This window comes from Methylobacterium persicinum, from assembly GCF_022179525.1.
Taxonomy (GTDB): Bacteria; Pseudomonadota; Alphaproteobacteria; order Rhizobiales; family Beijerinckiaceae; genus Methylobacterium; species Methylobacterium persicinum.
Window position 1 is genome coordinate 45,333 of sequence record NZ_BPQX01000051.1, and the last position, 24,783, is coordinate 70,115.

The 24,783-nt window shown below is 67.3% G+C and carries 26 protein-coding genes; 17 read left to right on the forward strand and 9 right to left on the reverse strand.

What is annotated here, in order from left to right:
- Position 1: 1 nt before the first annotated feature.
- The 4 genes from MFF22_RS19585 (at position 2) to MFF22_RS19600 (ending at position 2,530) form a co-directional block, all read left to right on the forward strand.
- Positions 2 to 1,054, forward strand: a complete 1,053-nt coding sequence (locus tag MFF22_RS19585; protein WP_238251361.1) for a hypothetical protein — start codon at positions 2 to 4, stop codon at positions 1,052 to 1,054.
- 119 nt (positions 1,055 to 1,173) lie between these two features.
- A complete protein-coding gene (gene dksA / locus MFF22_RS19590) occupies positions 1,174 to 1,593 on the forward strand; it encodes an RNA polymerase-binding protein DksA (protein ID WP_238251377.1) in 420 nt (139 codons plus the stop codon).
- Between the two features lie 56 nt (positions 1,594 to 1,649).
- Positions 1,650 to 2,048 carry a hypothetical protein gene (locus MFF22_RS24715; RefSeq protein WP_283206197.1) on the forward strand — a complete coding sequence of 133 codons (399 nt, stop codon included), beginning with the start codon at positions 1,650 to 1,652 and terminating at the stop codon, positions 2,046 to 2,048.
- A complete protein-coding gene (locus MFF22_RS19600; RefSeq protein ID WP_238251380.1) occupies positions 2,045 to 2,530 on the forward strand; it encodes a hypothetical protein in 486 nt (161 codons plus the stop codon). Before MFF22_RS24715 ends, MFF22_RS19600 begins: the two co-directional genes overlap by 4 nt.
- Before the next feature lie 221 nt (positions 2,531 to 2,751).
- Here the strand turns inward: MFF22_RS19600 and MFF22_RS19605 are convergent, their stop codons facing one another.
- Both MFF22_RS19605 and MFF22_RS19610 read right to left on the reverse strand, forming a co-directional pair.
- Positions 2,752 to 4,023, reverse strand: a complete 1,272-nt coding sequence (locus tag MFF22_RS19605) for an NAD(P)/FAD-dependent oxidoreductase (RefSeq protein ID WP_238251382.1) — start codon at positions 4,021 to 4,023, stop codon at positions 2,752 to 2,754.
- Between the two features lie 89 nt (positions 4,024 to 4,112).
- Positions 4,113 to 4,415, reverse strand: a complete 303-nt coding sequence (locus MFF22_RS19610; RefSeq protein WP_370877514.1) for a hypothetical protein — start codon at positions 4,413 to 4,415, stop codon at positions 4,113 to 4,115.
- A gap of 261 nt (positions 4,416 to 4,676) precedes the next feature.
- Here MFF22_RS19610 and gltX point away from each other — a divergent pair, with 261 nt between their 5' ends.
- Both gltX and MFF22_RS19620 read left to right on the forward strand, forming a co-directional pair.
- Positions 4,677 to 6,017, forward strand: a complete 1,341-nt coding sequence (gltX, locus tag MFF22_RS19615; protein ID WP_238251386.1) for a glutamate--tRNA ligase — start codon at positions 4,677 to 4,679, stop codon at positions 6,015 to 6,017.
- Between the two features lie 67 nt (positions 6,018 to 6,084).
- A complete protein-coding gene (locus MFF22_RS19620; protein WP_238251388.1) occupies positions 6,085 to 6,372 on the forward strand; it encodes a hypothetical protein in 288 nt (95 codons plus the stop codon).
- A 236-nt stretch (positions 6,373 to 6,608) separates the two neighbouring features.
- Here the strand turns inward: MFF22_RS19620 and MFF22_RS19625 are convergent, their stop codons facing one another.
- The gene (locus MFF22_RS19625; RefSeq protein WP_238251390.1) at positions 6,609 to 7,901 is read right to left on the reverse strand and encodes a hemolysin family protein; all 1,293 of its coding nucleotides are present in this window, start codon (positions 7,899 to 7,901) and stop codon (positions 6,609 to 6,611) included.
- A 610-nt stretch (positions 7,902 to 8,511) separates the two neighbouring features.
- Here MFF22_RS19625 and argS point away from each other — a divergent pair.
- The 6 genes from argS (at position 8,512) to tatC (ending at position 14,835) form a co-directional block, all read left to right on the forward strand.
- Complete coding sequence (argS, locus tag MFF22_RS19630; RefSeq protein WP_238251397.1) at positions 8,512 to 10,263, forward strand: arginine--tRNA ligase; 1,752 nt, start codon at positions 8,512 to 8,514, stop codon at positions 10,261 to 10,263.
- Positions 10,264 to 10,314: 51 nt separating this feature from the next.
- Positions 10,315 to 11,691, forward strand: a complete 1,377-nt coding sequence (locus tag MFF22_RS19635; RefSeq protein ID WP_238251399.1) for an SPOR domain-containing protein — start codon at positions 10,315 to 10,317, stop codon at positions 11,689 to 11,691.
- Positions 11,692 to 11,910: 219 nt separating this feature from the next.
- Entirely contained in the window at positions 11,911 to 12,918 is a 1,008-nt protein-coding gene (gene nagZ, locus MFF22_RS19640; protein ID WP_238251401.1) for a beta-N-acetylhexosaminidase, read from the forward strand.
- 156 nt (positions 12,919 to 13,074) lie between these two features.
- Positions 13,075 to 13,353, forward strand: a complete 279-nt coding sequence (locus MFF22_RS19645; RefSeq protein ID WP_238251403.1) for a twin-arginine translocase TatA/TatE family subunit — start codon at positions 13,075 to 13,077, stop codon at positions 13,351 to 13,353.
- Positions 13,354 to 13,450: 97 nt separating this feature from the next.
- Positions 13,451 to 14,038: a Sec-independent protein translocase protein TatB gene (gene tatB, locus MFF22_RS19650; RefSeq protein ID WP_238251411.1), complete on the forward strand. Its 588-nt coding sequence runs from the start codon at positions 13,451 to 13,453 to the stop codon at positions 14,036 to 14,038.
- Positions 14,035 to 14,835, forward strand: a complete 801-nt coding sequence (gene tatC / locus MFF22_RS19655) for a twin-arginine translocase subunit TatC (RefSeq protein WP_238251419.1) — start codon at positions 14,035 to 14,037, stop codon at positions 14,833 to 14,835. Before tatB ends, tatC begins: the two co-directional genes overlap by 4 nt.
- Before the next feature lie 28 nt (positions 14,836 to 14,863).
- Here tatC and MFF22_RS19660 read toward each other — a convergent pair whose 3' ends face one another.
- Positions 14,864 to 15,289: a flagellar assembly protein FliX gene (locus MFF22_RS19660; protein ID WP_238251421.1), complete on the reverse strand. Its 426-nt coding sequence runs from the start codon at positions 15,287 to 15,289 to the stop codon at positions 14,864 to 14,866.
- Between the two features lie 221 nt (positions 15,290 to 15,510).
- On the opposite strand from MFF22_RS19660, the gene MFF22_RS19665 reads away from it, so the two are divergent.
- The 3 genes from MFF22_RS19665 to MFF22_RS19675 are packed head-to-tail and all read left to right on the forward strand — an operon-like array spanning position 15,511 to position 17,469.
- Positions 15,511 to 16,641 (forward strand): flagellar basal body P-ring protein FlgI, encoded by a 1,131-nt coding sequence (locus MFF22_RS19665; RefSeq protein ID WP_370877513.1) that lies wholly within the window; start codon positions 15,511 to 15,513, stop codon positions 16,639 to 16,641.
- An 11-nt stretch (positions 16,642 to 16,652) separates the two neighbouring features.
- On the forward strand, positions 16,653 to 17,009 hold the full coding sequence (locus tag MFF22_RS19670) for a rod-binding protein (RefSeq protein ID WP_238251423.1): 357 nt from the start codon (positions 16,653 to 16,655) through the stop codon (positions 17,007 to 17,009).
- Positions 16,996 to 17,469, forward strand: coding sequence for a hypothetical protein (locus MFF22_RS19675; RefSeq protein ID WP_238251432.1), 474 nt, complete (start codon positions 16,996 to 16,998; stop codon positions 17,467 to 17,469). The genes MFF22_RS19670 and MFF22_RS19675 overlap by 14 nt, the downstream gene beginning before the upstream one ends.
- 247 nt (positions 17,470 to 17,716) lie before the next feature.
- On the opposite strand, the gene MFF22_RS19680 is transcribed toward MFF22_RS19675, so the two are convergent.
- The 5 genes from MFF22_RS19680 to MFF22_RS19700 form a co-directional block, all read right to left on the reverse strand.
- Positions 17,717 to 18,034 (reverse strand): hypothetical protein, encoded by a 318-nt coding sequence (locus MFF22_RS19680; protein WP_238251434.1) that lies wholly within the window; start codon positions 18,032 to 18,034, stop codon positions 17,717 to 17,719.
- On the reverse strand, positions 18,031 to 18,291 hold the full coding sequence (locus MFF22_RS19685; RefSeq protein WP_238251436.1) for a hypothetical protein: 261 nt from the start codon (positions 18,289 to 18,291) through the stop codon (positions 18,031 to 18,033). Before MFF22_RS19685 ends, MFF22_RS19680 begins: the two co-directional genes overlap by 4 nt.
- Positions 18,292 to 18,490: 199 nt before the next feature.
- Positions 18,491 to 20,074 (reverse strand): flagellin, encoded by a 1,584-nt coding sequence (locus tag MFF22_RS19690; protein ID WP_238251438.1) that lies wholly within the window; start codon positions 20,072 to 20,074, stop codon positions 18,491 to 18,493.
- Positions 20,074 to 21,954, reverse strand: coding sequence for a flagellar hook-associated protein FlgK (flgK, locus tag MFF22_RS19695; RefSeq protein ID WP_238251440.1), 1,881 nt, complete (start codon positions 21,952 to 21,954; stop codon positions 20,074 to 20,076). The genes MFF22_RS19690 and flgK overlap by 1 nt, the downstream gene beginning before the upstream one ends.
- A 100-nt stretch (positions 21,955 to 22,054) precedes the next feature.
- Entirely contained in the window at positions 22,055 to 23,446 is a 1,392-nt protein-coding gene (locus MFF22_RS19700; protein WP_238251450.1) for a flagellar hook protein FlgE, read from the reverse strand.
- A 297-nt stretch (positions 23,447 to 23,743) separates the two neighbouring features.
- Between MFF22_RS19700 and MFF22_RS19705 the strand changes: the two genes are divergently transcribed.
- Together MFF22_RS19705 and MFF22_RS19710 are read left to right on the forward strand one after the other, a co-directional pair.
- On the forward strand, positions 23,744 to 24,211 hold the full coding sequence (locus tag MFF22_RS19705) for a BLUF domain-containing protein (RefSeq protein WP_238251452.1): 468 nt from the start codon (positions 23,744 to 23,746) through the stop codon (positions 24,209 to 24,211).
- Positions 24,212 to 24,217: 6 nt separating this feature from the next.
- The gene (locus MFF22_RS19710; RefSeq protein ID WP_238251453.1) at positions 24,218 to 24,679 is read left to right on the forward strand and encodes a response regulator; all 462 of its coding nucleotides are present in this window, start codon (positions 24,218 to 24,220) and stop codon (positions 24,677 to 24,679) included.
- Positions 24,680 to 24,783 lie beyond the last annotated feature (104 nt).

The window sequence follows — 24,783 nt, forward strand, 5'->3', positions numbered from 1 at the left end:
AATGGCCGGCCGGCATCCCGTCCCCGACCGGGCATGGCGTGGGTTCGCCGCCGCGATCGTCTGCGGCGTCGTCGCACTCGCGGTGGGCTATCTGGCCCTCGCCGTCCTCGTCGATCCTTACGAAACCGGGCGGGTGACCCTCTTGTCCCGCGGTGCCGTCCGACCCCAGGGCCCCCGCACCGCTGTCGCGCTGCGGGGCCGGGATGAAGCCTATCGCGGCGCGCTGATCGGCAATTCACATCTCCAACTCATCGAGCCCGCCACATTGAGCCGGCTCACCGGCATTCCCTTCGTGCAGCTCTCAGTGCCGGCCACCGGGCCCGCGGAGCAATTCGCGGTCTTGCGTTGGTTCCTCCGCCACCACCCGAAGCCGGAAGCCATCGTGCTCGCCGCGGACGCGTTCTGGTGCGCGGACGATCCTGCGTTTCCCAGCGAACATCCGTTTCCGTATTGGCTGATCGGGGATTGGACTTCCTACCTCCGCGGCCTCTTTCGCCTCACGGCGGCGCAGGAGACCGTCAACCGGATCGGATGGCTTTTCTCCCGGAAGCGTCAATCCGCGGCGGCCGATGGTTGGTGGGATTACGAGCCCGATTACTTAGCTTTGGGCTATGGACGCGATCCAAAGATCAGGGAGAGACTGGAAATCCCTGCCAGCGCGGAGCCGGAGACTCACCGCGCCGGGCCGTTTCCCATTGAAGCGCGGCTCAGCGCAGCTTTGGCCGAGGTGCCCCCGGCGACGCCGGTCGTTCTGCTGTTCCCCCCGGTCTATGCGGCGGCAGAGCCGCCCACCGGCAGCCCGAGGGCCAAGGCTGAGGCCTCCTGCCGCGGGGCGATCCGGGCTGGATTGTCCCGCCACCCGCTGAGCGCTGTCGTCGATTGGCGGGACGGACGCCCCCAATTCCGGGATCCGGCAGCGTTCTTTGATCAGAGCCATTACCGGCTCCCGGTGGCGCAGGCGATTGGCGCGGAGATCGCCAACGCCATCATCCGGTTGCAGTCTTCGGACCCCGATCCCGGCGCCCGACCGTGGCAGCCAAGACGCACGCCCTGACGCAAAGCGGTGCCGACCGCACGGAAAGGCTTGCCCGCGTTGTGGTGTTACCGGGCCTCGACTATACGGCACTCGATTATCGCCGCACACCGGCCACCCTGTTCGAACGAGGGCGACGCATGGCGAAGGTGACTCTGGAGGACGGCTACGTCCCGTCCGACGACGAGCCCTTCATGAATGAAAGGCAGCGCGAATATTTCCGTCGCAAGCTGCTGAACTGGAAAAGCGAGATTCTGCGGGAAGCGCAGGATACGCTGACGGCGTTGCAGAGCGAAAACGAGAACCACCCGGATCTCGCCGACCGCGCCTCCTCCGAGACGGACCGCTCCATCGAACTCCGCGCCCGCGACCGGCAGCGCAAGCTCACCGGTAAGATTGACGCCGCCCTGGCCCGCCTTGAGGATGGGTCCTACGGCTACTGCGAGGACACCGGCGAGCCGATCTCCCTCAAGCGCCTCGACGCCCGCCCCATCGCGACCCTGTCCCTGGAGGCGCAGGAGCGTCATGAGCGCCGCGAGCGCGTCTACCGGGACGATTGATCGGCACCGGGGCCGCCCTACCCTCGTCCGGCGCCTTCATGCGCCTCGGAGCCCCCATGAAACCCCTGCTGGCCGTCGCGCTGATCCTCGCCCTGGCGGCCTGTGGCGAGTCGAAACCCGGGCCCGCAGGCCCGCCGGGCCCGAAGGGCGACCAGGGACCGGCCGGGCCCCAGGGGCCCGCGGGACTGAACGGCGCCACGGGGGCGCGCGGTCCGGCGGGGGACCGCGGCCCGGCCGGCGAACAGGGCCCGGCGGGTCCCTCCCCGAACAGCCAAATCCGCCTCGACGTCGCCTGCCGCAAGGACGAGGATCTGATCGGCGCCTATTGCCGCGGTATCGCCGTCCTGCCCTCCGTCTCGGTCACCGACGGTGTCGCCACTGTGGGCTGTATCGACATGACCGCCAAACCCGCCAAGGATGCCAAACCCGTAGCTGTCTGCATGAGGAAGCCGTGATCCGCGCCCCGATCCTGTGCGCCGCCCTCGTCGCGGGGAGCATTGCCGCGTCCCTTCCGGTCGCGGCACAACCGTTTGTGCCCGCCGACCGCGCCGCCGTCGATCTCGTGAAGGGGCATGTCACCGATGGCTACGTGACCGTGGCCCGGACCATCGCCTATGCCGAAAAGGCCAGCCGGGGGGCTTTCGCCTTCGCCGGCTACCGCGTGGAACAGGGACCGGGTGAGCCGTTCAAACGCGTGCGCATCTGCTACCAGCTCGGGATCGATCCGCCCGCCTGCGGCGTCGAGTATCTCGTGGGTACCAACCCACCCCATGTCGAACCGTCGGATCGGTTCATCGGCCTCGGACGGGACCTCGAGCACGGTCCCCGGGCATTCCTGCGGGCGCTCGCCCGCGAGGCCTCCCTCCAGCGCCAGCCAGAGATGCTCCGCCGCATCCAGGCCGCCGCCGAGCCATACAATCCGTACGACTGGCGGTAGCGGCCCGTCGAGCGACACAGAGCCGCGAATCGACAATGCTTCAACCGCCAACCCCGTCTTTGCGCGCGAAGCGAAGCAATCCAGGGCAGCGAAACCTCTCAGGATGTTGCGGATCCCTGGGTTGCTTCGCTTCGCTCGCAATGACCGTGGAGATGACGTGATTCAAAGACGACAGAAACCGCTCTAAGCGATCTTCCGGCTCAGCCTCGCTGGCGACTGCGCTAGATCAGCCGCGGGAAACCGAGCAGCCGCTGCGGCGCGAAGGGCGCGATCGGGACCGCGGGCTCGCGACCGGTGGCGAGGTCGGCGACGATCTCACCGGTGACCGGACCGGTCGACAGGCCGATATGGCCGTGCCCGAACGCGAAGATCAGGCCCCGATGCCGGGGCGCCCGGCCGATCACCGGCATTCCGTCCGGCGTCGATGGACGCGAGCCGAGCCAAGGCTCGTTGTCGAGGGGGCCGCCGAGGCGGAGGGTGTCCGCGGCTTCCCGGCTTGCGGCCTCGATCTGCCCGTGGTTCGGCGCCGCATGCCGGGCATTCAGTTCGACGCCGGATAGCACCCTCACGCGGTCCGGCCCCATCGGCGCAATGATGGAGGCGGCTCCCGTGTCGAGGACGGGACGGGACAGGGGCGGGCTGTCGGGATGCAGGGCGTAGTGGCGGTGGTAGCCGCGCTCGGCCGCCAGCGCGAAGCGGTAGCCGAGTTCCCGGGCCAGCACCCCTGAGGCGGCCCCCGCCGCGAGCACGACCTGCTTCGCCCACAGGGTGCCGCCCTCGTAGGCCAGCACCCACCCGTCCCCATCGGGCGTGAGGCGCGTGACGGTGCTGCGGATCCGCCGGCCGCCGGTCTGGGCGTAGAGAGCCTCGCATGCCTCGATCAGCCGGCCCGGCTCGCGCACGGACCCGGTCTCGGTGAGCAGCATCGCCCTCGCATAACGGCGCACCAGGGCGGGCTCGCGCTCGCGGAGGGCGTCGCCGTCAAGGATCTCAAAGGCGACGCCGTGCCGTTCGAGGATGTCGCGTTCCAGCGCGGCCCCTGCGAAGGCGTCTTCCGTCCGGTAGGCCTTGATCCAGCCCGTGCGGGCGAGGCGATCCGTCGTGCCCGCACGGGCGGCCAGACGCTCGTGGGCCGCGTAGGCGGCGCTAGTGAGCGGCAGCAGCGACGCCGCCGCCTCGCGCCAGCGCGTTTCCCGAGCAGCCGCCAGAAAGTGCGCGAGATAGGGGATGATGCGGGGCAGGTGCGTGTAGTCGAGGCGCAGCGCCCGGTCGGCGTTGCGGAGGTAGGCGGGCAGCTTCCCCCACAGGGCCGGACTCGCCATCGGCAGGATCGAACCCCGGCTGATCACCCCGGCATTGCCGAAAGACGTGCGCGCCCGCGCCTCGCCCGGATCACACAGGACGACGTCGAGCCGGCGCTCCTGCAGCGCGAGGGCGGAGGCGAGGCCGACCATTCCGCCGCCGATTACCGCGATGTCCGCTGTCTCGACCATTCCGCCACCGCCGCTCCAGGCCATCCACGTCGCGCCTTGTGGCGGATTTGGCTGGCCCGGAACAGGTGCGCTGGCGGAATGGCTGAGCGTTACGAACCGCCGCCGCCCGATCCGCCCGCGCCTTCCTGCGGCACGGCACGGCTCGGATGCCCGGCATTGCCGCCGACGGCTGAATCCGTCGTCACCGTGTCCGCCCCGGTTCCCGAACGGGCGATCGTCGTGTTGGCGCCCGGGCCGCTGTTTTGGACATCGGGCGCGACCACGACCGTGCTGTTCGGCGGTGTGGTCGGGGCGACGATGCGCTTCGGCTCAGGTTCGCGGGGTGGTGGAGGCTTGTTGCCCGCATCCTGCGCCACGGCTGTACCGGCGGCGAGGGAGAGGAAAAGGATCAAGGCTGTTCGCATCGGGCACCCCGTTTTATGAAAGCCGGAAACCGGCCGGGCTTCCCCACCTGATCGCGGCGGGGCTTGTGCCCGCGGGACAGCTCACGCTCCCGTGAACACGTGGGGACAACGGGTGGGATGGTCCTGCGTTTCATGGGCGAACGGAAGTCGCGTGACGTTCCTGACAACTTGTTGGCAGGTCGTGAGAGCCGCCCCGCAACGCGGCTTCCAAAGTTCCACCGTCGTCCGGCAACCTGCTAGAGAGCGGGCATGACCCTCGTCCGTTTCGCCCCGTCTCCGACCGGCTATCTCCACATCGGCAATGCCCGGCCAGCGCTGCTCAACGCGCTCTTCGCCCGGCGGCATGGCGGCCGGTTCCTCCTGCGCCTCGACGATACCGACCGTGCTCGCTCCACCGAGGCGTTCGCGCAGGCGGCGCGGGAGGATCTGGCGTGGCTGGGGATCGTGCCCGACCTGTTCGCCCGGCAGAGCGAGCGCAAGGCGCAGCACGATGCGGCGGCTGAGCGGCTGAAGGCAGCGGGTCGGCTGTACCCATGCTACGAGACCCCGGAGGAACTCGAACGCCGACGGAAACGACAGCTCGGCCGGGGTCAGCCGCCGATCTACGACCGGGCCGCGCTGAAGCTCACCGCCGAGGAGCGCGCCGCCCTGGAGGCGGAGGGGCGGACGCCCCATTGGCGCTTCCTGCTCGAACACCGCACGGTGGCCTGGGACGACCTCGTCCGCGGCCCGGCGCATATCGACTGCGCCTCCCTGTCGGATCCGGTGCTGATCCGCGCGGACGGCACCTATCTCTACACGCTGCCTTCCGTGGTGGACGACATCGATTTCGGCATCACCCATGTGATCCGCGGTGAGGATCACGTCACGAATACGGGCGTGCAGGTGCAGATCTTCGAAGCCCTGGACGCGGCGGTCCCGGTCTTCGGTCACCACAACCTGCTCACGACGGCCGATGGCGAAGGCCTCTCGAAACGCCTCGGCCACCTCTCCCTTCGGGGCTTGCGGGAGGCCGGCTATGAGCCGAGCGCCGTACGTTCGCTCGCCGTGCTGACCGGCTCGGCCGAATCGGTGCGCGCCGTGCCGGGCCTGGACGAACTGGCGCAGCTCATCGACCTGTCCGAGATCTCACGGGCACCCGCCCGGTTCGACGAAGCCGATCTCGATGGGCTCAACGCCCGGCTGGTCCACGAAATGCCCTTCGCCGCAGCTGCCAACAGGTTGCGGGAGATGGGCGTGCCAGATGAACGGGCGGACGCGTTCTGGCTGGCCGTACGGGCGAACCTCGGCAAGGTCTCCGAGGCGGCGGAATGGTGGCGCGTCGTGGAGGGGCCGGTGACGCCCAAGCTCGACGACCCGGCGCTTATCGAGGCGGCCCAGGAAACGCTTCCCGCCGGCCCTTTTGACGAGACGACTTGGAAGACCTGGACCGGCGAGATCCGCGCCCGCACGGGTGCCAAAGGCCGGGCGTTGTTCATGCCGCTGCGGCTCGCCCTCACGGGGCTCGACCACGGGCCCGATCTGGCGGGCCTCCTGCCGCTGATCGGCCGCGAGCGGACGCTTGCGCGGCTGGCGGGGGAGACCTGCTGACGCGCTTTAGCGTCGCCTTAACCATGCCGGCGCGAGCTTTCGGCCACGACAGCCGAGGGATTCGCCGATGACCCACCTGACGCACGAAGACGAGCACGCCGTCGACCGGCTGACCCTGCACCTGCTGCAGGACGCCTATTTCGACGTGGTCGCCGTCCTGCGCGGCGCCCAGCCGAAGGCCGCCTCCGCCATCCTGGCGGTGATGGAGCAGCGGGTCGCCAACGCCCTCAGCCGCATGTGCCGGGACGACTCGGAAGGAACAGGATCGAAATCCATCGCCCTGGCCGTCGGCGAGCGGCTGGGTGAGATCATGGAACAGGCGCACGGGCGGGCGAACGCCGCCAAGGTCGCCTGAGGCAAGGGCCTTTTCTCGCCGAAGTGGACACCGCTTCCGCGAAAGAAATTGCGGTGAACGTGGTGACCTAACGCATTATCGAGAGGCGTTGGATCACACAGCCTTTCCGTCATTGCGAGCGAAGCGAAGCAATCCAGGGCAGCGGAACATCTCAGGATGTCGTGGATCCCTGGATTGCTGCGCTTCGCTCGCAATGACGACGACAAGGATGCGATCCTGTCGTCGCCGAAAAGGCTCTAGGTCCCCCCGTCGACCCGGGTCGCGAGAATCTTGTCGATGCGCCGACCGTCGAGATCCACCACTTCCAATCGCCAGCCGGAGACGTCACACGTCTCGCCGGTGTCGGGCAGCCGGTGGAGCGCCGCGATGACGAGCCCCGCCGCGGTCTCGTAATCCCGGGGCTGCGGGAGCTTCAGGCCGAGTTGGTCGGCCATCTCGTCGGCGGGCATCGATCCGGCGATCAGCCACGATCCGTCCTGGCGGCGGATCGCATCGGGCTCCGGGTTTTCCGAATGGAAGGCGCCCGCGATGGCATCGAGGATGTTGGCGGGCGTCACAAGACCGTCGAAATGGCCGTACTCGTCGTGGATCAGCGCCATGGGCGTGGGCGCCTTCCGCAGGGCGTCCAGGGCGTCGAGGGCATCGATCGTGTCCGGTAGGACGAGGGCCGCCCTGGTCTGGGCACGGATCCGCGCCGGAAGGCCGGCTCCGCCCTGTTCGAGGAGGGCCGGGATCAGGTCGCGGACCTGCACCACGCCGGTCATCGCATCGGGATCGGCCTCCGTGACCGGCAACCGCGCATGGGGACTGGCACAGAGCAGGGAGCGGATCTCCGCTTCGTCGCGGGACAGGTCGAGCCAGACGACATCCGTGCGGGGGGTCATGACGCCGCGCACCGCCCTATCGCCAAGCCGCAGCACGCCGGAGATCATGGCCCGCTCATCCCCCTCGATGACGCCCGCGGTCTCGGCCTCGGCCACAAGGCTGCGGATCTCCTCCTCGGTGACGGCGCTGGCGCTTTCCGTTTCCTGGCCGATCAACCGGAAGACGGCGCGGGTCGACGCATCGAGGAGCCAGACCGCCGGGAAGGCCAGCCTCGCGACGTGGCGCATGCCAGGGGCGACGGTGCAGGCGATCGCTTCCGGATTGCGCAGGGCGAGATGTTTCGGGACCAGCTCGCCGACGATCACAGACAGGTAGGTGATCGCGGTGATGACGATGATATAGCCCAAAGTGTCGGCCCAGCCCCGCGCCAGTCCGGCGTCGAGGAGGAAAGCGGAGAGCCGGTCGCCCAAGGCGGCCCCGGAGACGACCCCGGACAGGATTCCGATGAGGGTGATCCCGATCTGTACAGTGGAGAGGATCCGCCCGGGCTCCTCCGCCAGCGACAGGGCGACCGCGGCGCCCGGCCGGCGGGCGTCCGCCATGGCCCTGAGGCGACTTTTGCGGGCCGAAACGATGGCCAATTCCGACAGGGCGAAGACGCCGTTCAGCGCGATCAGGAAGACGACGACGGCGAGTTCGAGCAAAGGGCGGATCTTGGCACCGGACCCTCTCGGGCACCGGGCGTCCTCTCATGATGTGGGCGCTTGAGATGGATACCGTAGCGCGGCCATTCAACGACGGTCGTGCTGCGGAGAGGTGATTGGCCTCTGTATCGGAGCGCGTGGGCCGCCCCTCCTCCTACCCTGTTCCTCATCCTGAGGTGCCGGCGCGAAGCGTCGGCCTCGAAGGAGGCCTCCAGGCTCCGCGCGCTCTCTGGAGCCCTCCTTCGAGGCCGCTGACGCGCCACCTCAGGATGAGGTGGAGGGTGGGAAGGATGAAGCGATCCGCCGCCTAAGACATCCGCGACTCAATTCAATACGGCTCCGTTTTTGGCCAAGCTGCCCGCCTCGTCTTGATTCGTCACGCGCCACGACAAACCCGTACCGCGGGGCGGTCGGTGACAGGGGCGCCAGCCCTTGCTATGCGGCGGGGCGTTCGGCAGTGCACCGCACGCAATTGTGGACGCCGCGTCGTGAATCGGCCGGCTTCCGGCGCCATGCTGCCGGGGACGTGGCACCCCGCGCCGACCCCCTGCCATAACGGCCCTGTCCCGGCGTGCCGACGCGCCGGGACGAAGCTCTGAGACGATTTGGAATGAACATCTTCGCCCAGTTCGAGGCGCGCGTGCGCGAAGGCTTGGACGCCCTCACCCGGAAGGGTTCGCTGCCCGGCGGGCTCGATTTCGGCCGCGTGGTCGTCGAGCCGCCGCGCGATCCCTCGCACGGCGACCTCGCCACCAACGCCGCCTTGGTCCTCGCCAAGGACGCGAAGACGAACCCGCGGGCGCTGGGCGAAGCCCTCGCCGACGAGCTGCGAGCCGACCCGCGAGTGGCGGAGGTCTCCCTCGCGGGGCCCGGCTTCATCAACATGCGCCTCAAGCCCGGCGTGTTCCACGACGTGGTGCGCGCGGTGCTCGCCGATCCCGCCGGCTTCGGCCGGGCGCGGCTGCCGGGCGGGCCGGTCAATGTGGAGTATGTTTCCGCCAACCCGACCGGCCCCATGCATGTGGGCCACGGCCGCGGGGCGGTGTTCGGCGATGCGCTGGCGAGCCTCCTCGTCGCGGCGGGGCGGCAGGTCACGCGGGAATACTACATCAACGACGCGGGCGCGCAGGTGGATGTCCTCGCCCGCTCCGCCTACCAGCGCTACCGCGAGGCGCTCGGCGAGCCCTTCGCCATTGGCGAGGGCCTGTATCCGGGCGACTACCTGAAGCCGGTGGGTGAGGCCCTGGCGCGGGAGCACGGGCGTGCCCTCCTCGACATGGCGGAGGCGGAATGGCTACCCGCCATCCGCGACATCTCGGTGGCGATGATGATGGACATGATCCGCCAGGATCTTGCTGCCATCGGTATCCGGCACGACGTGTTCTTCTCGGAACGCAAGCTGCACGACAGCGGCGCGGTCGGCGCCCTGCTGGAGGATCTGCGCAAGCGCGGTCTCGTCTACGAGGGCCGGCTTCCCCCGCCCAAGGGTCAGCTCCCCGAGGATTGGGAGGACCGGGAGCAGACGCTGTTCCGCACCAAGGATTTCGGCGACGATACCGACAGGCCGCTGCTGAAATCGGACGGCAGCTTCACCTATTTCGCGGCCGATATTGCCTATCACCGGGAGAAGGTGCTCCGCGGCGCCGAAGAGATCATCGATGTCCTCGGGGCCGACCACGGCGGTTATGTGAAGCGCATGCAGGCCGCCGTGAAGGCGGTCAGCGACGGCAAGGCCGTGCTCGAAGTCAAGCTGTGCCAATTGGTGCGGCTGCTGCGCGCCGGCGAGCCGGTGAAGATGAGCAAGCGTGCCGGCGAGTTCGTGACCCTGCGCGACGTGATCGACGAAGTCGGCCGCGACGCGATCCGCTTCATGATGCTATTCCGCAAGAACGACGCGACTCTCGATTTCGACCTGGCGAAAGTGGTAGAACAGTCGAAGGACAACCCGGTCTTTTACGTGCAGTACGCCCATGCCCGCGTCCGTTCGGTGCAGCGTCAGGCGCGGGAGGCTTTTCCCGACGCCGACATGTCCCCCCAGGCGCTCCTGGCGGAGGCCGACCTCGCGCTCCTGGCCGATTCGGGCGAGGCGGAAATGATGAGGCTGGTTGCTCAGTACCCGCGGGTGATCGAATCGGCCGCCCTGGCCCACGAACCGCACCGGATCGCGTTTCATCTGTATGAAATCGCTGCCTCACTTCACGGTTTCTGGAACAAGGGCAAAGACTTGCCGCAATTACGATTTGTTAATGCAACCGATCGAAAGTCCACATGGGCGAGGTTGGCGCTCGTCGAGGCCGTTCGATCGGTGTTGGCCGACGGTCTCAGCCTCCTCGGGGTGAGTGCGCCGGACGAGATGCGCTAGCCCAAATCGTATCGGTCACGGACCGATCCGCCACTGGTTGAGGAAGCTGCCATGACGAACGCGTCGCGCGCTCAGATCGATCTGGAAGCACTTGCGCGCGATCTGCGTCACGATGACGGTGCGCCGAAGGCCGCGAAGCCGGATCCCCTGGCCGAACTGGCCCGCATCGTCGGGCAGGACGATCCCTTCCGCGCGCTGCTCGCCGCCCGCGACAACGTGCGCCCGTCCCCGGTGAAGGAGGTTCCCCTCGCCCATGACGCCGGCTGGGCCGCCCGCCCGGAGCCGCACTTTGCGCCGGAAGAACCCGCCCGCGTCACCCCGGCCGACGCCTTCGACCAGTATCTCGCCTCCGTAGAGCGCGACATGCCGTCCTATCCGGCCGCCGAAGTGGCGCCGGATGCAGACGAATCCTATGACGATGCCCGTTCGCTTCGCCGGGCCGCGCCGCGGCGCCGGTTCGCGTCGGTAGGGGCTGGACTCGCCGTTGTCGCCATCGCGGTGACGGGCGCCCTGACCTACAAGAGCCTGCACACCGGCAAGGACGGGTCCGTGCCTGTCGTGCAAGCCGATACGACACCCCTGAAGGTCGCCCCGAAGGTGGCCGACGGTGTTGAGATCCCCGATCAGAACCGCCAGATCTACGACCGTAATGCCACCAGCAAGGATAGCGGGCAGATCAAGGTCGTGAACCGGGAGGAGCAGCCCCTTGACGTGACCGAGGCGGCCCGCGCCGCCGGGGGGACGCCGTCCGCTCAGGGCACGACCCCGGGCAACGGCCCGTTCGAAGCGTTCGGCGAGCCCCGCCGGGTCCGCACCGTCTCCGTGAAGCCCGAGGCTCCTCCGGCTCCCCCGCCGGCGCCGGCCGAGGCCGCACCGTCGCCGGTCCCGACCATGGTTCTCCCGGGCTCGGATACGTCGGCCGACGCCACTCCGCCCGCACCTTCTCCAATCGCCGCCCCGGCGCGGCCGGCCAAGCCGATCCGTCAGGCCGATGCGTCCCCGGTCCCGACCGCGATGCCGGCCGCCGCCGAACCCGTCGCGGAGCCGGCACCCAAGCCCGCCAAGCCGGTCGCCGTGGTCAAGAAGGCGCCGCAGCGGATCGCTTCGGTGTCGCCCGAGTCGCTACAGGCCGCGAGCCCGGAGACGACGCAGGCCACCACCGCCGCAGTGGATACGACCACTCCGGTCAGCGGCTTTTCCGTGCAACTCGGCGTGCGCAACTCCGCGGGCGACGCGCACAACGCCTTCCGCCAGTTGCAGGCCAAGTACAGCCAGCTTTCGGGTAAGCCGGAGCTGATCCGGCAGGCCGAGGTCAACGGCAAGACGCTGTTCCGCGTGCGTGTCGGACCCCTGTCGAAGGAGGAGGCGTCGAGCCTCTGCTCCTCGCTGCAAGGTGAGGGCGGCCAGTGTTTCGTGGCCCGGAACTGAGTTCCGCCGCCGCGGAGCTCTGAGGCTCCCGCTTGCCTTCCACAAGGCCGTGACGCGTCTGACCCAGTAATCTGCCTGAGTCCGGCCGGCAACACCGGCCCACCACGGCGCTGACCTCCGCGCTCCCGCGGAGGTTCCGCCTTGAAGGTGCGCCCGTCCCGCGTGACCTTCTCAGCCCCGATTCGCCATCCCGGCCCCCTTGTTCCGGAACGCTCACCGATGACCTCCCGCGCCCTGATTCTCGGATGCGCCGGCAAGAGCCTCTCCACGGAGGAGGCGGCCTTCTTCCGCGATGCGCAGCCGTGGGGCTTCATCCTGTTCAAGCGCAACATCGGCACGCCGGACGAAGTGCGCGCCCTGACGGCAACCCTGCGGGAGTGCCTCGGAAGGGCCGACGCGCCGATCCTGATCGACCAGGAGGGCGGCCGGGTGCAGCGCATGGGGCCGCCCCATTGGCCGAAATATCCGTCCGGCGGCAGCTACGGGCGCCTCGACGGATCCGGCGCCGCCGTCGCCCGCCTCGGCGCCCGGCTCATCGCCCACGACCTGGCAGATGTCGGCATCAACGTCGATTGCGCCCCGGTCCTCGACGTCCCATCGCCGGGATCCGACGACATCATCGGAGATCGCGCCTACGGCACGAGCCCGGACGAGGTCGTGGCGATCGGCCGCGCAGTCGCCGAGGGGCTGATGGCCGGGGGCGTCCTGCCCGTCATCAAGCACATGCCAGGTCACGGCCGTGCCACCTGTGACAGCCACAAGAGCCTGCCGGTGGTCGAGGCCGGGCTCGACGAACTGCGCGGCCGGGATTTCGCGCCGTTCCGCATGCTCGCCGACCTGCCCATGGCGATGAGCGCCCACGTCGTCTTCACGGCGATCGACCCGGATCGACCCGCGACACAATCGCCCGTGATCATCCGCGACGTGATCCGTCGCGAGATCGGCTTTGGCGGCCTGCTCATGACCGACGACCTGTCGATGCAGGCCCTGACCGGACCGTTCCGGAACCGAGCCGAAGCCGCCTTCGCCGCAGGGGTCGATATCGCGCTCCATTGCAATGGCGACGCAGGGGAAATGCGCGCCGTCTGCGAGGGTACGCCCCTGCTGGCAGGCGACGCGGCCAAGCGCGCGGACGCCGCGATGGCCCGCCTCGTGAGCCTCGGCGACGGGCTCGACCTGCCCGAGGCGCGGGCCCGTTTCGCGGCGGCATTCGCGCAAGCGGCCTGACCCGCGGGTCGCAGCCCTCCACCGTCGTCACCCTCCCGGACACCGCTTGCGCTTGTGTTCCGGAGGCGGCCTCCCTAGGTTCGCGGGAAATTCCTCAATGGACGTGGGTGCTCCGGTCGCATGGCCCTCGGGCCAAGCGGAGCGCAGGAGGTCGTCATGGGTAGCATGAGCATCTGGCACTGGGTCATCGTCGCGGTCATCGTGATGTTGCTCTTCGGGCGCGGAAAAGTGTCCGATCTGATGGGCGACGTCGCCAAGGGCATCAAAGCCTTCAAGAAGGGCATGGCCGAGGACGAGACGCCGCCGCCCGCGCAGCCTGTCGTGCCGCCGCAGCCGCAGCAGCCGGTACGGACCATCCCCCACACCGCCGAGACCAGCCCCGGCACCGCTGTTCCGGCAAGCCATCTGCCGGGTGGCGAGCACAAGACGATCTGAGCGTTTTCCGGAGACCGTCAGGGCACACGCGCCCGTTTCACGGCGTGCGGGGTCCGGGCCACCGGGCCGCTTCCACGACCGCAGGACCTTCGACGACATGCTGGATATGAGCTGGGGCGAGGTGATGCTGATCGGCGGCGTCGCCCTCATCGTCATCGGGCCGAAGGATCTGCCGAAGGCCCTGCGCACGGTGGGGCAGGTGACGTCCAAGCTCCGCCGGATGGCCGGCGAGTTTCAGATGCAGTTCAACGAGGCGATCCGCGAGGCGGAACTCGACGACGTTCGTAAGGAGGTCGACGGGATCCGCGATACTTTGCGCGGCGGGTCCGCCTTCAATCCTGTCCAGACGATCCGGGATGAGCTCCGTGGCGCGGTCGAAGGTCGCGCTCCGAAGGTCGAGACCCCCGCGCTGCCTGCCGTCGCATCCGAGACATCGACCGAAGTCTTCGGGCCGCCCAAACCGGAACAGACCATTCAGGCCCCGCCCTCGGCGCCGGCCCCTCCCCCGCCGCCCAAGCCCCGCAGCCTCGCCGACGCGACGGCCAAGCTGAAGGCGGAGCGGGAATCCAAGCAGGGTATGCCGGGGCATGACGCGCCCCTCCCCCTTCCCGGCTCGGTGGACGACCCGTATGGGACACCGTCACCTGAGTCCGCGCCCACCCGCAACGAGACGGCCGCACAATGATCACCGAGGCCGACGAGGCCGAAATCGAGGCGTCGCGCGCCCCGCTCCTCGAACATCTGATCGAGCTGCGCGCGCGCCTGATCAAATCGTTGATCGCGTTCGTGCTGACGTTCTTTGTGTGCTTCTTCTTCTCGCGCGACATCTACAACGTGCTGGTCTACCCCTACGTCTCCATCGTCGGGGCGCAGAACGCCGAACTCATCGCCACGCACTTCCTCGAACAGGTCTTCACCAACATCAAGCTGAGCGTCTTCGGCGCCGCCTTCCTGGCGTTTCCGGTCATCGCCACGCAGATCTACGCCTTCGTCGCGCCGGGCCTCTACCGCAACGAGCGCAAGGCCTTCCTGCCCTATCTCGTGGCGACGCCGATCTTCTTCCTGCTCGGCGCCCTCGTCGTGTTCTTCCTGGCGATGCCGCTGCTGATCAAGTTCTCGGTTTCGCTCCAGCAGGTGGGCGTGGCAGGCGAACCGACGATCAAGCTTCTGCCCAAGGTCGATGAGTACCTGTCGCTCATCATGACGCTGATCTTTGCCTTCGGCATCGCATTCCAGCTTCCCGTCATCCTGACGCTGTGTGGACAGATCGGGCTGATCGACGCCAAGTTTCTCCGGGAAAAACGCCGCTATGCCATCGTGCTGGTCTTCGTCGCGGCAGCGATCCTGACTCCGCCGGACGTGATTTCGCAGCTGTCGCTCGCGGTGCCGATGCTGATCCTCTATGAGGCCTCGGTGTACTCGGTCGCCCGGGTCGAGGCCCGGCGGAAGGCGCAACGGATTGCCGACGGGCTGGACCCATAAACGACCCCCCCGACGCCGGGGGAAGGGGTCATGCGCCCCGGCGCATCTCCAGTTTGGCGAGCTCCACCGCCGTCCGGAGTTCGATCTCCGCCATCAGGCCGTCGAGCCGGGGATCGCCGGAAGAGCCCGCCCGCTCGGCGAGGCGAGAGGCCACGGCGCGCAACTCCCCTGTGCCGACGCGCCCCCCGAGGATCGCCGCCTTGAGCCGGTCGAGGCCATCCAGGAGTTCGTGGCCGCGGCGGGCGGCACGGCGGCGGCGTTCGCGCGGCGTCTCGGCTTCGGTTTGCAGGAGCAGCATCGCATCCAGCCCGGCCAGGCTGGCCGCGGCCGCGGGCGCCGAGGTGTGAGCGGGCGCGGACGGCGCGGGATCGAGGCTGAACGTGCGCGAGTCATCGCGCCGCGCGGCCGGGACGCTGCTTGTCGTCCAAATCGGCTGGCGTGTCTCGACGCGCATCGTCACTTCACCGGGGGTTGGGGGCGAGACCGACACTCGGCCCTGCATAGTTAAGTGGGAGTAAACGGGCCGGCAGAAGCTGCCGGGTCGGCAGGAAAGGCCGGACCTCCGGATTAATGGGCTATTATAAAACCGAAATGAAACCAGCACGTTAGATTAATGTGCTGGGTGGCACGGCCCTGGCGTGGGGGAGGCAGGCCCCGCCATCGCTTGAACCCGGCATGCATTCACGCCACCCGACGTCCCGCCTGATACCGGTCCTCGTCGCTGCCATGCTCACGCTGGTGGCCTACGCAGCGCCGGCCTTCGCCCTGTCGCGGGTGAAGGATCTCGCCTCCATAGAGGGCGTGCGGCAGAACCAGCTCGTGGGCTACGGCATCGTCGTGGGCCTCAACGGCACTGGGGATACGCTGAACAACATTCCGTTCACCAAGCAGTCGCTCCAGGCCATGCTGGAACGGCTCGGGGTGAACACCCGCGGCGCCACCATGCGCACGCAAAACCTCGCGGCCGTCATGGTCACGGCGAATTTGCCGCCCTTCGCGGCCCAGGGGACGCGGATCGACGTCACCGTCTCGTCGCTCGGCGATGCGAAGTCCCTCCAGGGCGGTACGCTGCTCGTGACCCCGCTCCTGGGGGCGGATGGTGAGGTCTACGCGCTGGCCCAGGGCTCCATCGCCATCGCCGGCTTCTCGGCGGAGGGCGACGCCGCCAAGATCACCCGCGGCGTGCCGACCAATGGGCGTATCTCCAACGGCGCGAATATCGAGCGTGAGATCGCGTTCAAGCTGAACGACGCACGGTCCCTGCGCCTGTCCCTGCGCAACCCCGACTTCACCACCTCCAAGCGGATCGCCGCAGCGATCAACGACTTCATGGGCTCCGACACGGCCGAGCCCACCGACCCGGCGACGGTGACGATCCAGATCCCGGCCCGCTACCACGGCAATATGATGAAGCTGGTCACGGAGGTGGAGCAGCTGAAGGTCGAGCCGGATCAGGCCGCCCGGGTCGTCGTCGACGAGCGGTCCGGCATCATCGTCATGGGGCGGGACGTGCGGGTCTCCACCGTCGCCATCGCCCAGGGCAACCTCACCGTCACGATCACCGAGCAACCCCAGGTCAGCCAGCCGGCGCCGCTCTCCAACGGCCAGACCGTGGTGGTGCCGCGCACCGGGGTGAAGGTCGACACGGGGGACGGCAACAAGCTGGCCCTCGTGAAGGAAGGCGTCAGCCTTCGGGACCTCGTGGACGGGCTCAACGCCCTCGGCGTCGGCCCGCGGGATCTCATCTCCATCCTTCAAGCCATCAAGTCTGCAGGAGCGCTGCAGGCCGATATCGAACTCATGTGAGGGGGAAGCACATGTTGCAGCTAGCCAGCATCGCGGCGAGCGCCGCCATCGGGATCGGAAAGGCCATCACGGGGGGTGGCACCGAGGACACGTCGGCGGCGAGCCTCGGCAGCGCCAGCACGGCGAAGGCCAAGAAGACCGCAACGGATTTCGAGAAGATGTTCCTTGAGAACAGCCTCGACCGGATGACCCAATCCGAGGGGACGGATGGACCTTTGGGCGAGAACGGGACCGGTGGCGGAGTCTATCGTTCAATGCTGACGAAGGAATACGCGAATAAGATCGTGCAGAGCGGCGGGGTCGGCATCGCCGATTCGGTGTTCCACGAAATGATGAAGATGCAGGGAGCCACCAATGTCGGCGCCTGAACCGCTCCGGATCGTCGACCGCGCGGGCGCCGAGGCGCTGATCCTGCGGGTCCTCGACGACATGAGACAGCTCGGCACCGTGCTTGACGAGGAGGCGACGCACATTCGCGCCGGACGCCTCAAGGAAGGCGTGGTGGCGGCCGAACCGAAGGCCGCCCTCGCCGCGGCCTACATGAAGGGCCTGGAAATCGCCAAGGCCAACGCCGTCGCGCTGGTCCGCCTCCATCCGCAGGGGGTCGAAACGCTGAGCGCCGCCCACCGTGCTTTCACCGCCGCCGTCGAGGCGAACCAAGCCGTCCTCTCGGCCGCGCGGACGGTCTGCGAAGGGTTGATCCGCAATCTGGCTGACGATCTCGCCAAATCCCGGGCGCCTGCCGGTTACGGCAAGGGCAACGCATCCCCATCGCCCTACGGACGAAACGCCGGCACCGCCCCCCTCGTGATGTCGCGATCGCTGTGAACGGGTGACGGCCGCCGTTAGAGCGTTTACCGGAAGACTTGGATCACCTCATCACCACGGCCATTGCGAGCGAAGTGAAGCAGCCCAGGGATCCGCTCAGTTCTGAGATGTCCCGCTGCCCTGGATTGCTTCGCTTCGCTCGCAATGACGGATAGCTCGCGATCCAAGGATTTCCGAAGCCGCTTTGGAGCGTCGGCTTCACCGCATTTTCCTCCGCCGAACCGGCACGACTTCGGCGGATAAGGCTCTATCGGCGGCCGTTGCCGACGCGCACATAGGTGCGGACCTCGCCCAGGTCCGTCTGCGCCCGGTTGTCGACGGCGATCCGTCCAGCCACGACCGGAGCCGCCGCCGCGCCGCCGGCCCCGGCCCGGGCATCGACCCCGGCTGCCACCCGTCCGGTGAGGCGGGTGCAGTTGTGGGAACCCGGCATGCGCACGAAGCCCGCCTTGCCGGGGCAGGCTTCCATGGTCGGCCCGATCTTCGCCAAATCGAGGTCGAGCGCCGATGCGCCGGTGGCGCCCGCGCAGCAGGCCACGAGGACGAGGATCGACCGGTTCATCATGCTGCGAGCCGGTCGAGGTCGCGGTGAAGCCCGTCGATATATCCCTCGACCTCGGTGATGAACTCATCGAGGTGAGGCTCCCGCCGGCGCAGGCGGGCGAGGTCGCGCAGCAGCGCATCGAGCGCGACGGACCGCTCAAACCTGTCGGCGAAGCCGGCCGCATGCGTGTCGATGACTTGTTCAGCGACCACGATTGCCCCGATCTTGCCGGCTGCCGCGAGGCGGCGGATCTCTTCGACAGGCAGGTGACACGACATGCTGACACCCCGAGAACAATGATCGCTCGGTGCCGCGCGCCGGAATGGAGGCTGCTCCGGCACGATACGGCCCAAACCCGAGCGTGCGACGCTTGTAGACGCGCCGTAAAAGCGGCGACACTATGGACCTAGCCCCATGAGAGAACAGGACCAATAGGCTCCGGATCGAGCACCGGGAACCACCAAGCGTGGCTTTACCTCAGGTGATGTAGTTCACCAGTGACAACTTCGAGAGCGAAGCTGTGATCTGATAGCTTGCCTGCAGGCGGGTCTGCAGATCCATTAGCCTCGTGGCGACCTCCTCCGTCGAGGCCTGCTCGATGCCGTCCACTGTGTTCTGAAGGGTGTTCTGCTGAGCGGTGTTCGCCGTGGCAGCCGAGGACATACGCGCAGAAGCGAGGCTGAAATCGGTGGTGATGTCCTGCACGCTGTGGCCGCTCTTGGCCGAGGCCAGTAACGGCGTCGCCTCGTTCACGACCGCCTGATAGGCGTCGCTGGCGTTAGCGGTCGAGCCGGACGGGATGCCGAGGGCGACGGTGGCGAGCCCCGCCAAGACGTTCTGGATCGGGGTCTCGTTCGCCCTGGCGCCCAACTGGATCGTGGCGCTCGATCCGACCTGATAGGTCTGCGAGGCGCGGGCCGTGGTATCGGGGCCGCTCTCGCCCTTATACCAGACGACGGATTGCTTGACCGTCGTCGCGGGGGTGGTGGTCGGATAGGTGTAGGTCGGGCCACCGGTCGCGGGATCGGTATAGACGCGGCGCGGCGTGGTGCCCGCATCGGTCGAGGCGGCGAAGAAATCCTTGCTGACGCGGGCGGCGGCGTTGGCCGTCAGCGTCGAGCCGGCGGAATTCGCCAGGGCGTTCTTCAGCGTCGTCTGAAGGTTGGTCGCGGTCTGCGCCGGCGTACTTCCGATGGCGAATGATGAGGTCGCGGTCGGGTCGGCGCTGCCGGCGGAGGCCGTGAGCGTGAAGGCCGTGCTGGTCCCGTCCGGGAGGCCGAGGGTGACGGTAAGCGTGTCGCCGGCATTCGGCTGCGCGTTCACCCCGACGGTGTAGGTCACGGGACTCCCCGACGAGGTCACGGCGAGGGAGGTCGGGTTGCTCGCCGTGATATTGGAGAGTGAATAGCCGAAGGCCCCAGCCGCACCGGTCCGACGGGCGTATGGCCCTTCCGTAAGGCTGACCGTGGTGGTGCCGTTGGTCTGCGTCAGCCAACCGTTCGAGGCCGGCGCCGGCCCGAGATCCGCCGTCACCTGATCCGATACCAGGGTCGTGAGGCCGTCCAGCTTGTTGCCGCTGCTGTCCGTGGTCCCGTTGAGGATGGTGTTCGCATCGACCACCGGGGCGACCGAACCCTTGGTGCCGCCGAACAGGTAGACGCTTCCATCGGACTGATTGAGCGCATCGAGCGCGGCATTCAGATTGTTGAGTGCCGTGGACTTCGCCGCCTGCATGTTGGACGAGGTGCTCTGCAGCCCGTTCTGGAGGGTGGTGTTGGTGTCGGTCGCCACGGTGACGACCTCCGAGAGGCTGGTTGTGCCGAGCTTCGCGCGGGTCTGGGCGGTGTCGATCACCGCTCCGTAGCCGGTGAGGGCGCTGATCGAGGCCTGCGCGGACAGGGCCGTGGTCCGCCCGGTACCAAGGCCGCCGTAGCTCTGCGCCGTGAGGCCCGAGGTCAGCTGCCCGGACAGATCGTTCAGCTGCGACTTCAGCGAAGTCAGCTGGGTGATCGTGCGGTTCGTGGCATAGCTGCCGGCCGCGAAGGGGGTGATGGTGGTCATCAGATCTGCAGCAGCTGATTGAGCATGTCGCGGGCGGCGGTGAGCACGCGGGCATTCGCGCCATAGGCGGTCTGAAGGGCGATCAGGTTCGACATCTCCGCATCGATGTTCACGCCCGCTTCGGTCGAGAACCGGCTCTGGGCCGTGGAGAGTGCCACCTGCTGCGTGTCGTCACTGGACTTGGCGGCGCTCGCAGAGGCGCCCTGGGCGGAGATGATGTCCTGCGTGAACTGGGCGACGGAGGCGTGGTACGGCGCGGAGAACCCGCCGATTCCACTGGCCGAGGAGAACGTCTGCTGCGTCGATGTCAGCGCCGTGAAGATCGCCTGCCCCCGGGCCCCGGAGGTGGTGGTGTCCGATGGGCCGGAGGAGGTCAGAAACGACGAGTTGCTTTGCAGCACAGGGTTCACCGTGAGCCGCTGCGCGAAGCCGGTGAGCTGCGCGCCCTTGTCGACGCTCCCCGTGTAGAGGGTATTCACGCCGTCGGTGAACACGGCGGTTTGGTTGGGGTAGCCGGTGGTGAAGTCGCTGACGCCGGTCGGCACGGTGATGCTGGCGCTGCCGCCAGACACCGTCGTGTTCGTGCCGCCGGTGAAGGTTACGCTGGTCCCCGAGACGGATGCCGTCAGGGATGGGATATTCTTGAACTGCTTCTGCGCGGCGTTGCTGCTGAGCGCCGTCAGGGCCGCGGAGATCGAGGCCTGATACGTGGTCGGGCCCCCTGAGATGTCGAAGGTCTGCGCATAGCCGCTCGAATCCGTCGTCAGGGCCGGATCGACGCCCGTCGTGGCGGAATTCGAGGCGACCAGCGTGACGTTGCGCACGCTGCCATCGCCGAAGGTGACGGGAATCGTCAGCGTGTTGCCGGCCTGGATGCCGCTGATGTCCATCTGGACGGTGTTCGTCCCCGTCGTCCCGGTCACCGTCTTGTTGCTGAGGGAGGTGGCGAGACCCGCTGCGAGGTCGTCGAGCTGGCGCTGCGCCTGCGGCAGCGTCACGTCCCGCAACTCGAGCTGTGCGGCCAATGAGCCGGAGCGAATGGCGCCCGGGGCGCCGAGGTCGATCTTGGCCCCGCCCGGCGTATTCACGGTGATCGTGCCGACGGTGCGCTTGCTCGCATCGGTCGAGTAGCTCGACGAGGCGTCGAGGGTCCCGTGCCCATCGAAGCTGAGCGTCGCCGCGTTGCCACGGTCCACCAGCGTGACGCCCGAGCCGGTGAGGACCGTGACCGTCCCGTCGCGCTGATCCACGGTGGACACATCCATGTAGCTCGACAGGTTGTTGATCGCCTGATCGCGCTGGTCCTGGAGGTCCGCCTTGGACGAATCGTCCGTGGTGTTCTGGATCTTCGAGTTGAGGCTCGCGATATTCTGGAGGAGCGAGCTGGCCACAGCCGTATCGGTGCCGAGCTGGCTTTCGATACCAGTACGCAGGTTCTGGACCGTCGAGGCCGCGCTGTTGATCTGCGTCGCCAGCGTCGCCGCGTTGCTGAGGACGGTGCTCCGGGCCGCGGCCGATGTCGGGCTCGCCGTCAGCTCCTGCAGGGATTCCGTGAAGGTGTTGAAGGTGCCGTCGAGGGCCGTAGATGTTCCTGGCGTGCCGTAGAGCTTGTCGAGCTGCGCCGTGATGTTGGAGCGCGTCGAGGTATAGGCGGCGCCGGCTGTCTCGGAGCGAAGCTGCTTCAGTGCGGCGGCATCGAAGCTGCGCGTCACCGTGCCGACGCCGATGCCGGTGTTGCCCGGAGCCGTCGAGACGGTATCGATCGTGCGACGGACATACCCCGCCGTGCCGGCATTCGCGACGTTCTGCGAGACGATGTTGATCGCCGCCTGGGTGGCTTTCAGTCCCGCCGTTGAGGTCCAGATCGCATCGAGGCTCACGGCCGCGGCCCTTTCCTAAAACGCGGTGTCGGTCGGGCCACCGGGGCCCGCCCGTCCCTAACGGCCGGCAGATCGGTCATGGTCGGATCCGGTCTGCCGGTCACCGGATCACGTTCAGCAGGTCGCTCATCATCGTTTGCGCGGTCGACATAACGCGCGTGTTCGCAGAGTAGGCCTGCTGGGTTACGATCATCTTTGAAAATTCCGACGCAATGTCGGTATTCGATTGCTCGTTGCTCTCGCCGACCAGCGTGGTGCTGGCGAGGCCGGCCAGCGGAGAGCCGGAATCGACCGTCTGCGCATAATGGCCGTTGGTGTCTGCCTTTAACCCATCCGGGTTGGTGAACCGGGCGAAACCGACGGTGGCGACGGGAACCACGGATCCGTTCGTATAGGTGCCGTTGATCTTGCCGTCCGACGTCACCGCCACGCTGGCGAGCGTTCCGGATGTGTAGCCGTCCTGGGTCAGCGAGTTCGTCGTCGCAGCCCCGGTGCTGTCGGCATATTGGGTCAGGCCCGTCGTGCCGTAGGTCAGGTTCACGGTGCCGAGGTTGGTGCCGCTCACCGTCAGGTTAGGGATCGCGAGTGTCCCCGTGGTCGGGTTGGTCAACTGACCGGCCGTGTCGAAGGTGAAGGCCGAGCCGACATTCGTCCAGGCGCTCTTCGTGGCCGACGCGGTCGTGTCGGACTGATAGTAGAGGTTCCAAACCGAACTGGTGACCGGCGGCGTGGCCGTGGTGTTGATATCCTGAATCTTCGCCCAGCGGGTCGTGACCGTCACGGGGGCGCCCGATGCGGTGTAGGCGGTGACTGCCGGGCCGGCGATACTGTTGTTGACGAAGTTGCTCGCATCCCCGACGGCGACCTGGGTCGGGGTTCCCGTCGAGGTCGGCGTGACGACGGAGTTCGGGTCGGCCGGCACATAGAGGTCGGACCCGGTGGTCTGCGAATTGGTCGTCGTCGGCGTGGCGGGAAGGTTCGCCGTGTAGTTGATCGTCGCCGTCGCCTTCGCGGGCAGGGTCGAGTTGGCGATCTTGACGAGGCCGGTGCTCGTGGCCTGCCCGGTGGCGGCATCGATGTTCTGGCCCTGCAGATAGTCGCCGGCGCCGTTGACGAGGTAGCCGTCCTTGTCAGGGGAGAAATCACCCCGCCGGGTGAACAGGGTCTGGGAGCCGAAGGTGGGCTGGCCGTTGGCGTCACCGATCTTCTGCACGACCGTGAAGAAGCCCTGGCCGTTGATCGCCATGTTGGTCGCGACCTGCGACGAGACCACGTTGCCCTGGATGGTGTTGGTGAGCTGCGCCTGCGCCAGCACGGTGCCCGCCACGGCGCGTTTCGCCGGCTGCTCGGCCATCAGATCGATGAAACTGGTGTCGACGCGCTTATACCCGGTCGTCTGGGAGTTAGCGATGTTCCCGGAAATATTACTGATCGCGTAAGACTGCGCCTGAAGTCCAGAGACCGAAGTCTGCAACGCCGAGAAGATATCCATGGCAATTCGATCCCTGCGGGACGGCCCACGCAACAAATGGGCGCCGCAACCTCCGTGCCAAATCTAAGGTGTTGAGAACGTTGGTGAGTTTAGCGAAACTTCGTCTTACGATGGGTTTCGGGGCTAGGCAGAATCGTTCAGGCCGGTAAAAATTGCTCGGTGGCCGCGCATCGCTGTGGCGTAAAGCGATTCTTTAGCTCGGAACATTTACGAGGCGTTATGGCACCTCGACGATGATATCCGGTGTCATCGGCGACAAGCGGATGACCGTCCGGCCGGGAAATTCGGACCCAGGGAATGCGAGCGAAACGGACAAGCCTCGTCCATATCATCTACTTCTCGCGCTTGACCTTGTCGTCGGACCCGGCCAAGCGTTCGGCGCAGATCGATGATATCACGCGAGTGGCGCAGAAAAAGAACGAGTTCGCGGTGATCACGAGCCTGTTGATCATTGAGAACAACTTTGCCGCACAGGTCATCGAGGGCGAACGCAACTCCGTTGAGGAAACGTTCAGCCGAATCAATGCGGACCAGCGCCATCGCGATGTGCAGATCTGTGAGTGGCGTGAGATTGCCAAGAGGGAGTTTGTGCACTCCTTTAAGTGTTCGCAGCGCAGCAGTAGCAACGACGTATTGTATTCGAAGGCGAATCTGTTGCCAATGTTCCAGCGCGGGACGCCGAAAACTTCTGCAATCCTCAGCCTGGCGATGGCGCTTCAGGCCGACTTGATGTCCCGTCAGGGCATCGACCATCTCTTCGTCTGAGGTTCCATGAGCGAGCCCATTGAACATCCGCCGATCCTCATCGTGGACGAGCAGGAGAAGCTTTTGCGCCTCGTGGCGATGCTCATGTCGCGGATCGGGTTTCCGGATGTGGACGGCGTCTCGAGTGGGCCGGAAGCCCTCGAGAAGATGCGGCAGCGCCGTTACGCCCTCGTCATCTCCGACCTCAACATGGAGCCGATGGACGGGCTGTCCCTGTTGCGGGAGATCCGCGGCGACGACACCCTGATGAACACGCCCTTCATCCTGACCGAGTCGTCCTTCGACTTCGAGGACATCAACCTCGCTCACCAAGCCGGGGCGGATGCGTTCATCCTGAAGCCATTCGACATCGCCGTGCTGAAAAACAAGCTGAAGCAGGTCATCAACAGGAAGCCGCGCAAGCGCGAGGCGCCCATCGCCACGCAGTCAACCCTGGAACAGGAATTCCCGATGCTCGGGAAATACTAGGGCCGCGCCCAAACAAGTGGCGCTGGGCAGGTCGCCCACTCGCATCGTCCCTGATACCCACCCGCGCCCTCATCCTGAGGTGCGGCGTCAGCCGCCTCGAAGGA

Bases quoted from the DNA above. Each gene is read 5' to 3' on its own strand.
- MFF22_RS19585 (WP_238251361.1), top strand. From the start codon at position 2: ATGGCCGGCCGGCATCCCGTCCCCGACCGGGCATGGCGTGGGTTCGCC.
- dksA (WP_238251377.1), top strand. From the start codon at position 1,174: ATGGCGAAGGTGACTCTGGAGGACGGCTACGTCCCGTCCGACGACGAG.
- MFF22_RS24715 (WP_283206197.1), top strand. From the start codon at position 1,650: ATGAAACCCCTGCTGGCCGTCGCGCTGATCCTCGCCCTGGCGGCCTGT.
- MFF22_RS19605 (WP_238251382.1), bottom strand. From the start codon at position 4,023: ATGGTCGAGACAGCGGACATCGCGGTAATCGGCGGCGGAATGGTCGGC.
- gltX (WP_238251386.1), top strand. From the start codon at position 4,677: ATGACCCTCGTCCGTTTCGCCCCGTCTCCGACCGGCTATCTCCACATC.
- MFF22_RS19620 (WP_238251388.1), top strand. From the start codon at position 6,085: ATGACCCACCTGACGCACGAAGACGAGCACGCCGTCGACCGGCTGACC.
- argS (WP_238251397.1), top strand. From the start codon at position 8,512: ATGAACATCTTCGCCCAGTTCGAGGCGCGCGTGCGCGAAGGCTTGGAC.
- MFF22_RS19635 (WP_238251399.1), top strand. From the start codon at position 10,315: ATGACGAACGCGTCGCGCGCTCAGATCGATCTGGAAGCACTTGCGCGC.
- nagZ (WP_238251401.1), top strand. From the start codon at position 11,911: ATGACCTCCCGCGCCCTGATTCTCGGATGCGCCGGCAAGAGCCTCTCC.
- MFF22_RS19645 (WP_238251403.1), top strand. From the start codon at position 13,075: ATGGGTAGCATGAGCATCTGGCACTGGGTCATCGTCGCGGTCATCGTG.
- tatB (WP_238251411.1), top strand. From the start codon at position 13,451: ATGCTGGATATGAGCTGGGGCGAGGTGATGCTGATCGGCGGCGTCGCC.
- tatC (WP_238251419.1), top strand. From the start codon at position 14,035: ATGATCACCGAGGCCGACGAGGCCGAAATCGAGGCGTCGCGCGCCCCG.
- MFF22_RS19660 (WP_238251421.1), bottom strand. From the start codon at position 15,289: ATGCGCGTCGAGACACGCCAGCCGATTTGGACGACAAGCAGCGTCCCG.
- MFF22_RS19665 (WP_370877513.1), top strand. From the start codon at position 15,511: ATGCATTCACGCCACCCGACGTCCCGCCTGATACCGGTCCTCGTCGCT.
- MFF22_RS19670 (WP_238251423.1), top strand. From the start codon at position 16,653: ATGTTGCAGCTAGCCAGCATCGCGGCGAGCGCCGCCATCGGGATCGGA.
- MFF22_RS19675 (WP_238251432.1), top strand. From the start codon at position 16,996: ATGTCGGCGCCTGAACCGCTCCGGATCGTCGACCGCGCGGGCGCCGAG.
- MFF22_RS19680 (WP_238251434.1), bottom strand. From the start codon at position 18,034: ATGATGAACCGGTCGATCCTCGTCCTCGTGGCCTGCTGCGCGGGCGCC.
- MFF22_RS19685 (WP_238251436.1), bottom strand. From the start codon at position 18,291: ATGTCGTGTCACCTGCCTGTCGAAGAGATCCGCCGCCTCGCGGCAGCC.
- MFF22_RS19690 (WP_238251438.1), bottom strand. From the start codon at position 20,074: ATGACCACCATCACCCCCTTCGCGGCCGGCAGCTATGCCACGAACCGC.
- MFF22_RS19700 (WP_238251450.1), bottom strand. From the start codon at position 23,446: ATGGATATCTTCTCGGCGTTGCAGACTTCGGTCTCTGGACTTCAGGCG.
- MFF22_RS19705 (WP_238251452.1), top strand. From the start codon at position 23,744: ATGCGAGCGAAACGGACAAGCCTCGTCCATATCATCTACTTCTCGCGC.
- MFF22_RS19710 (WP_238251453.1), top strand. From the start codon at position 24,218: ATGAGCGAGCCCATTGAACATCCGCCGATCCTCATCGTGGACGAGCAG.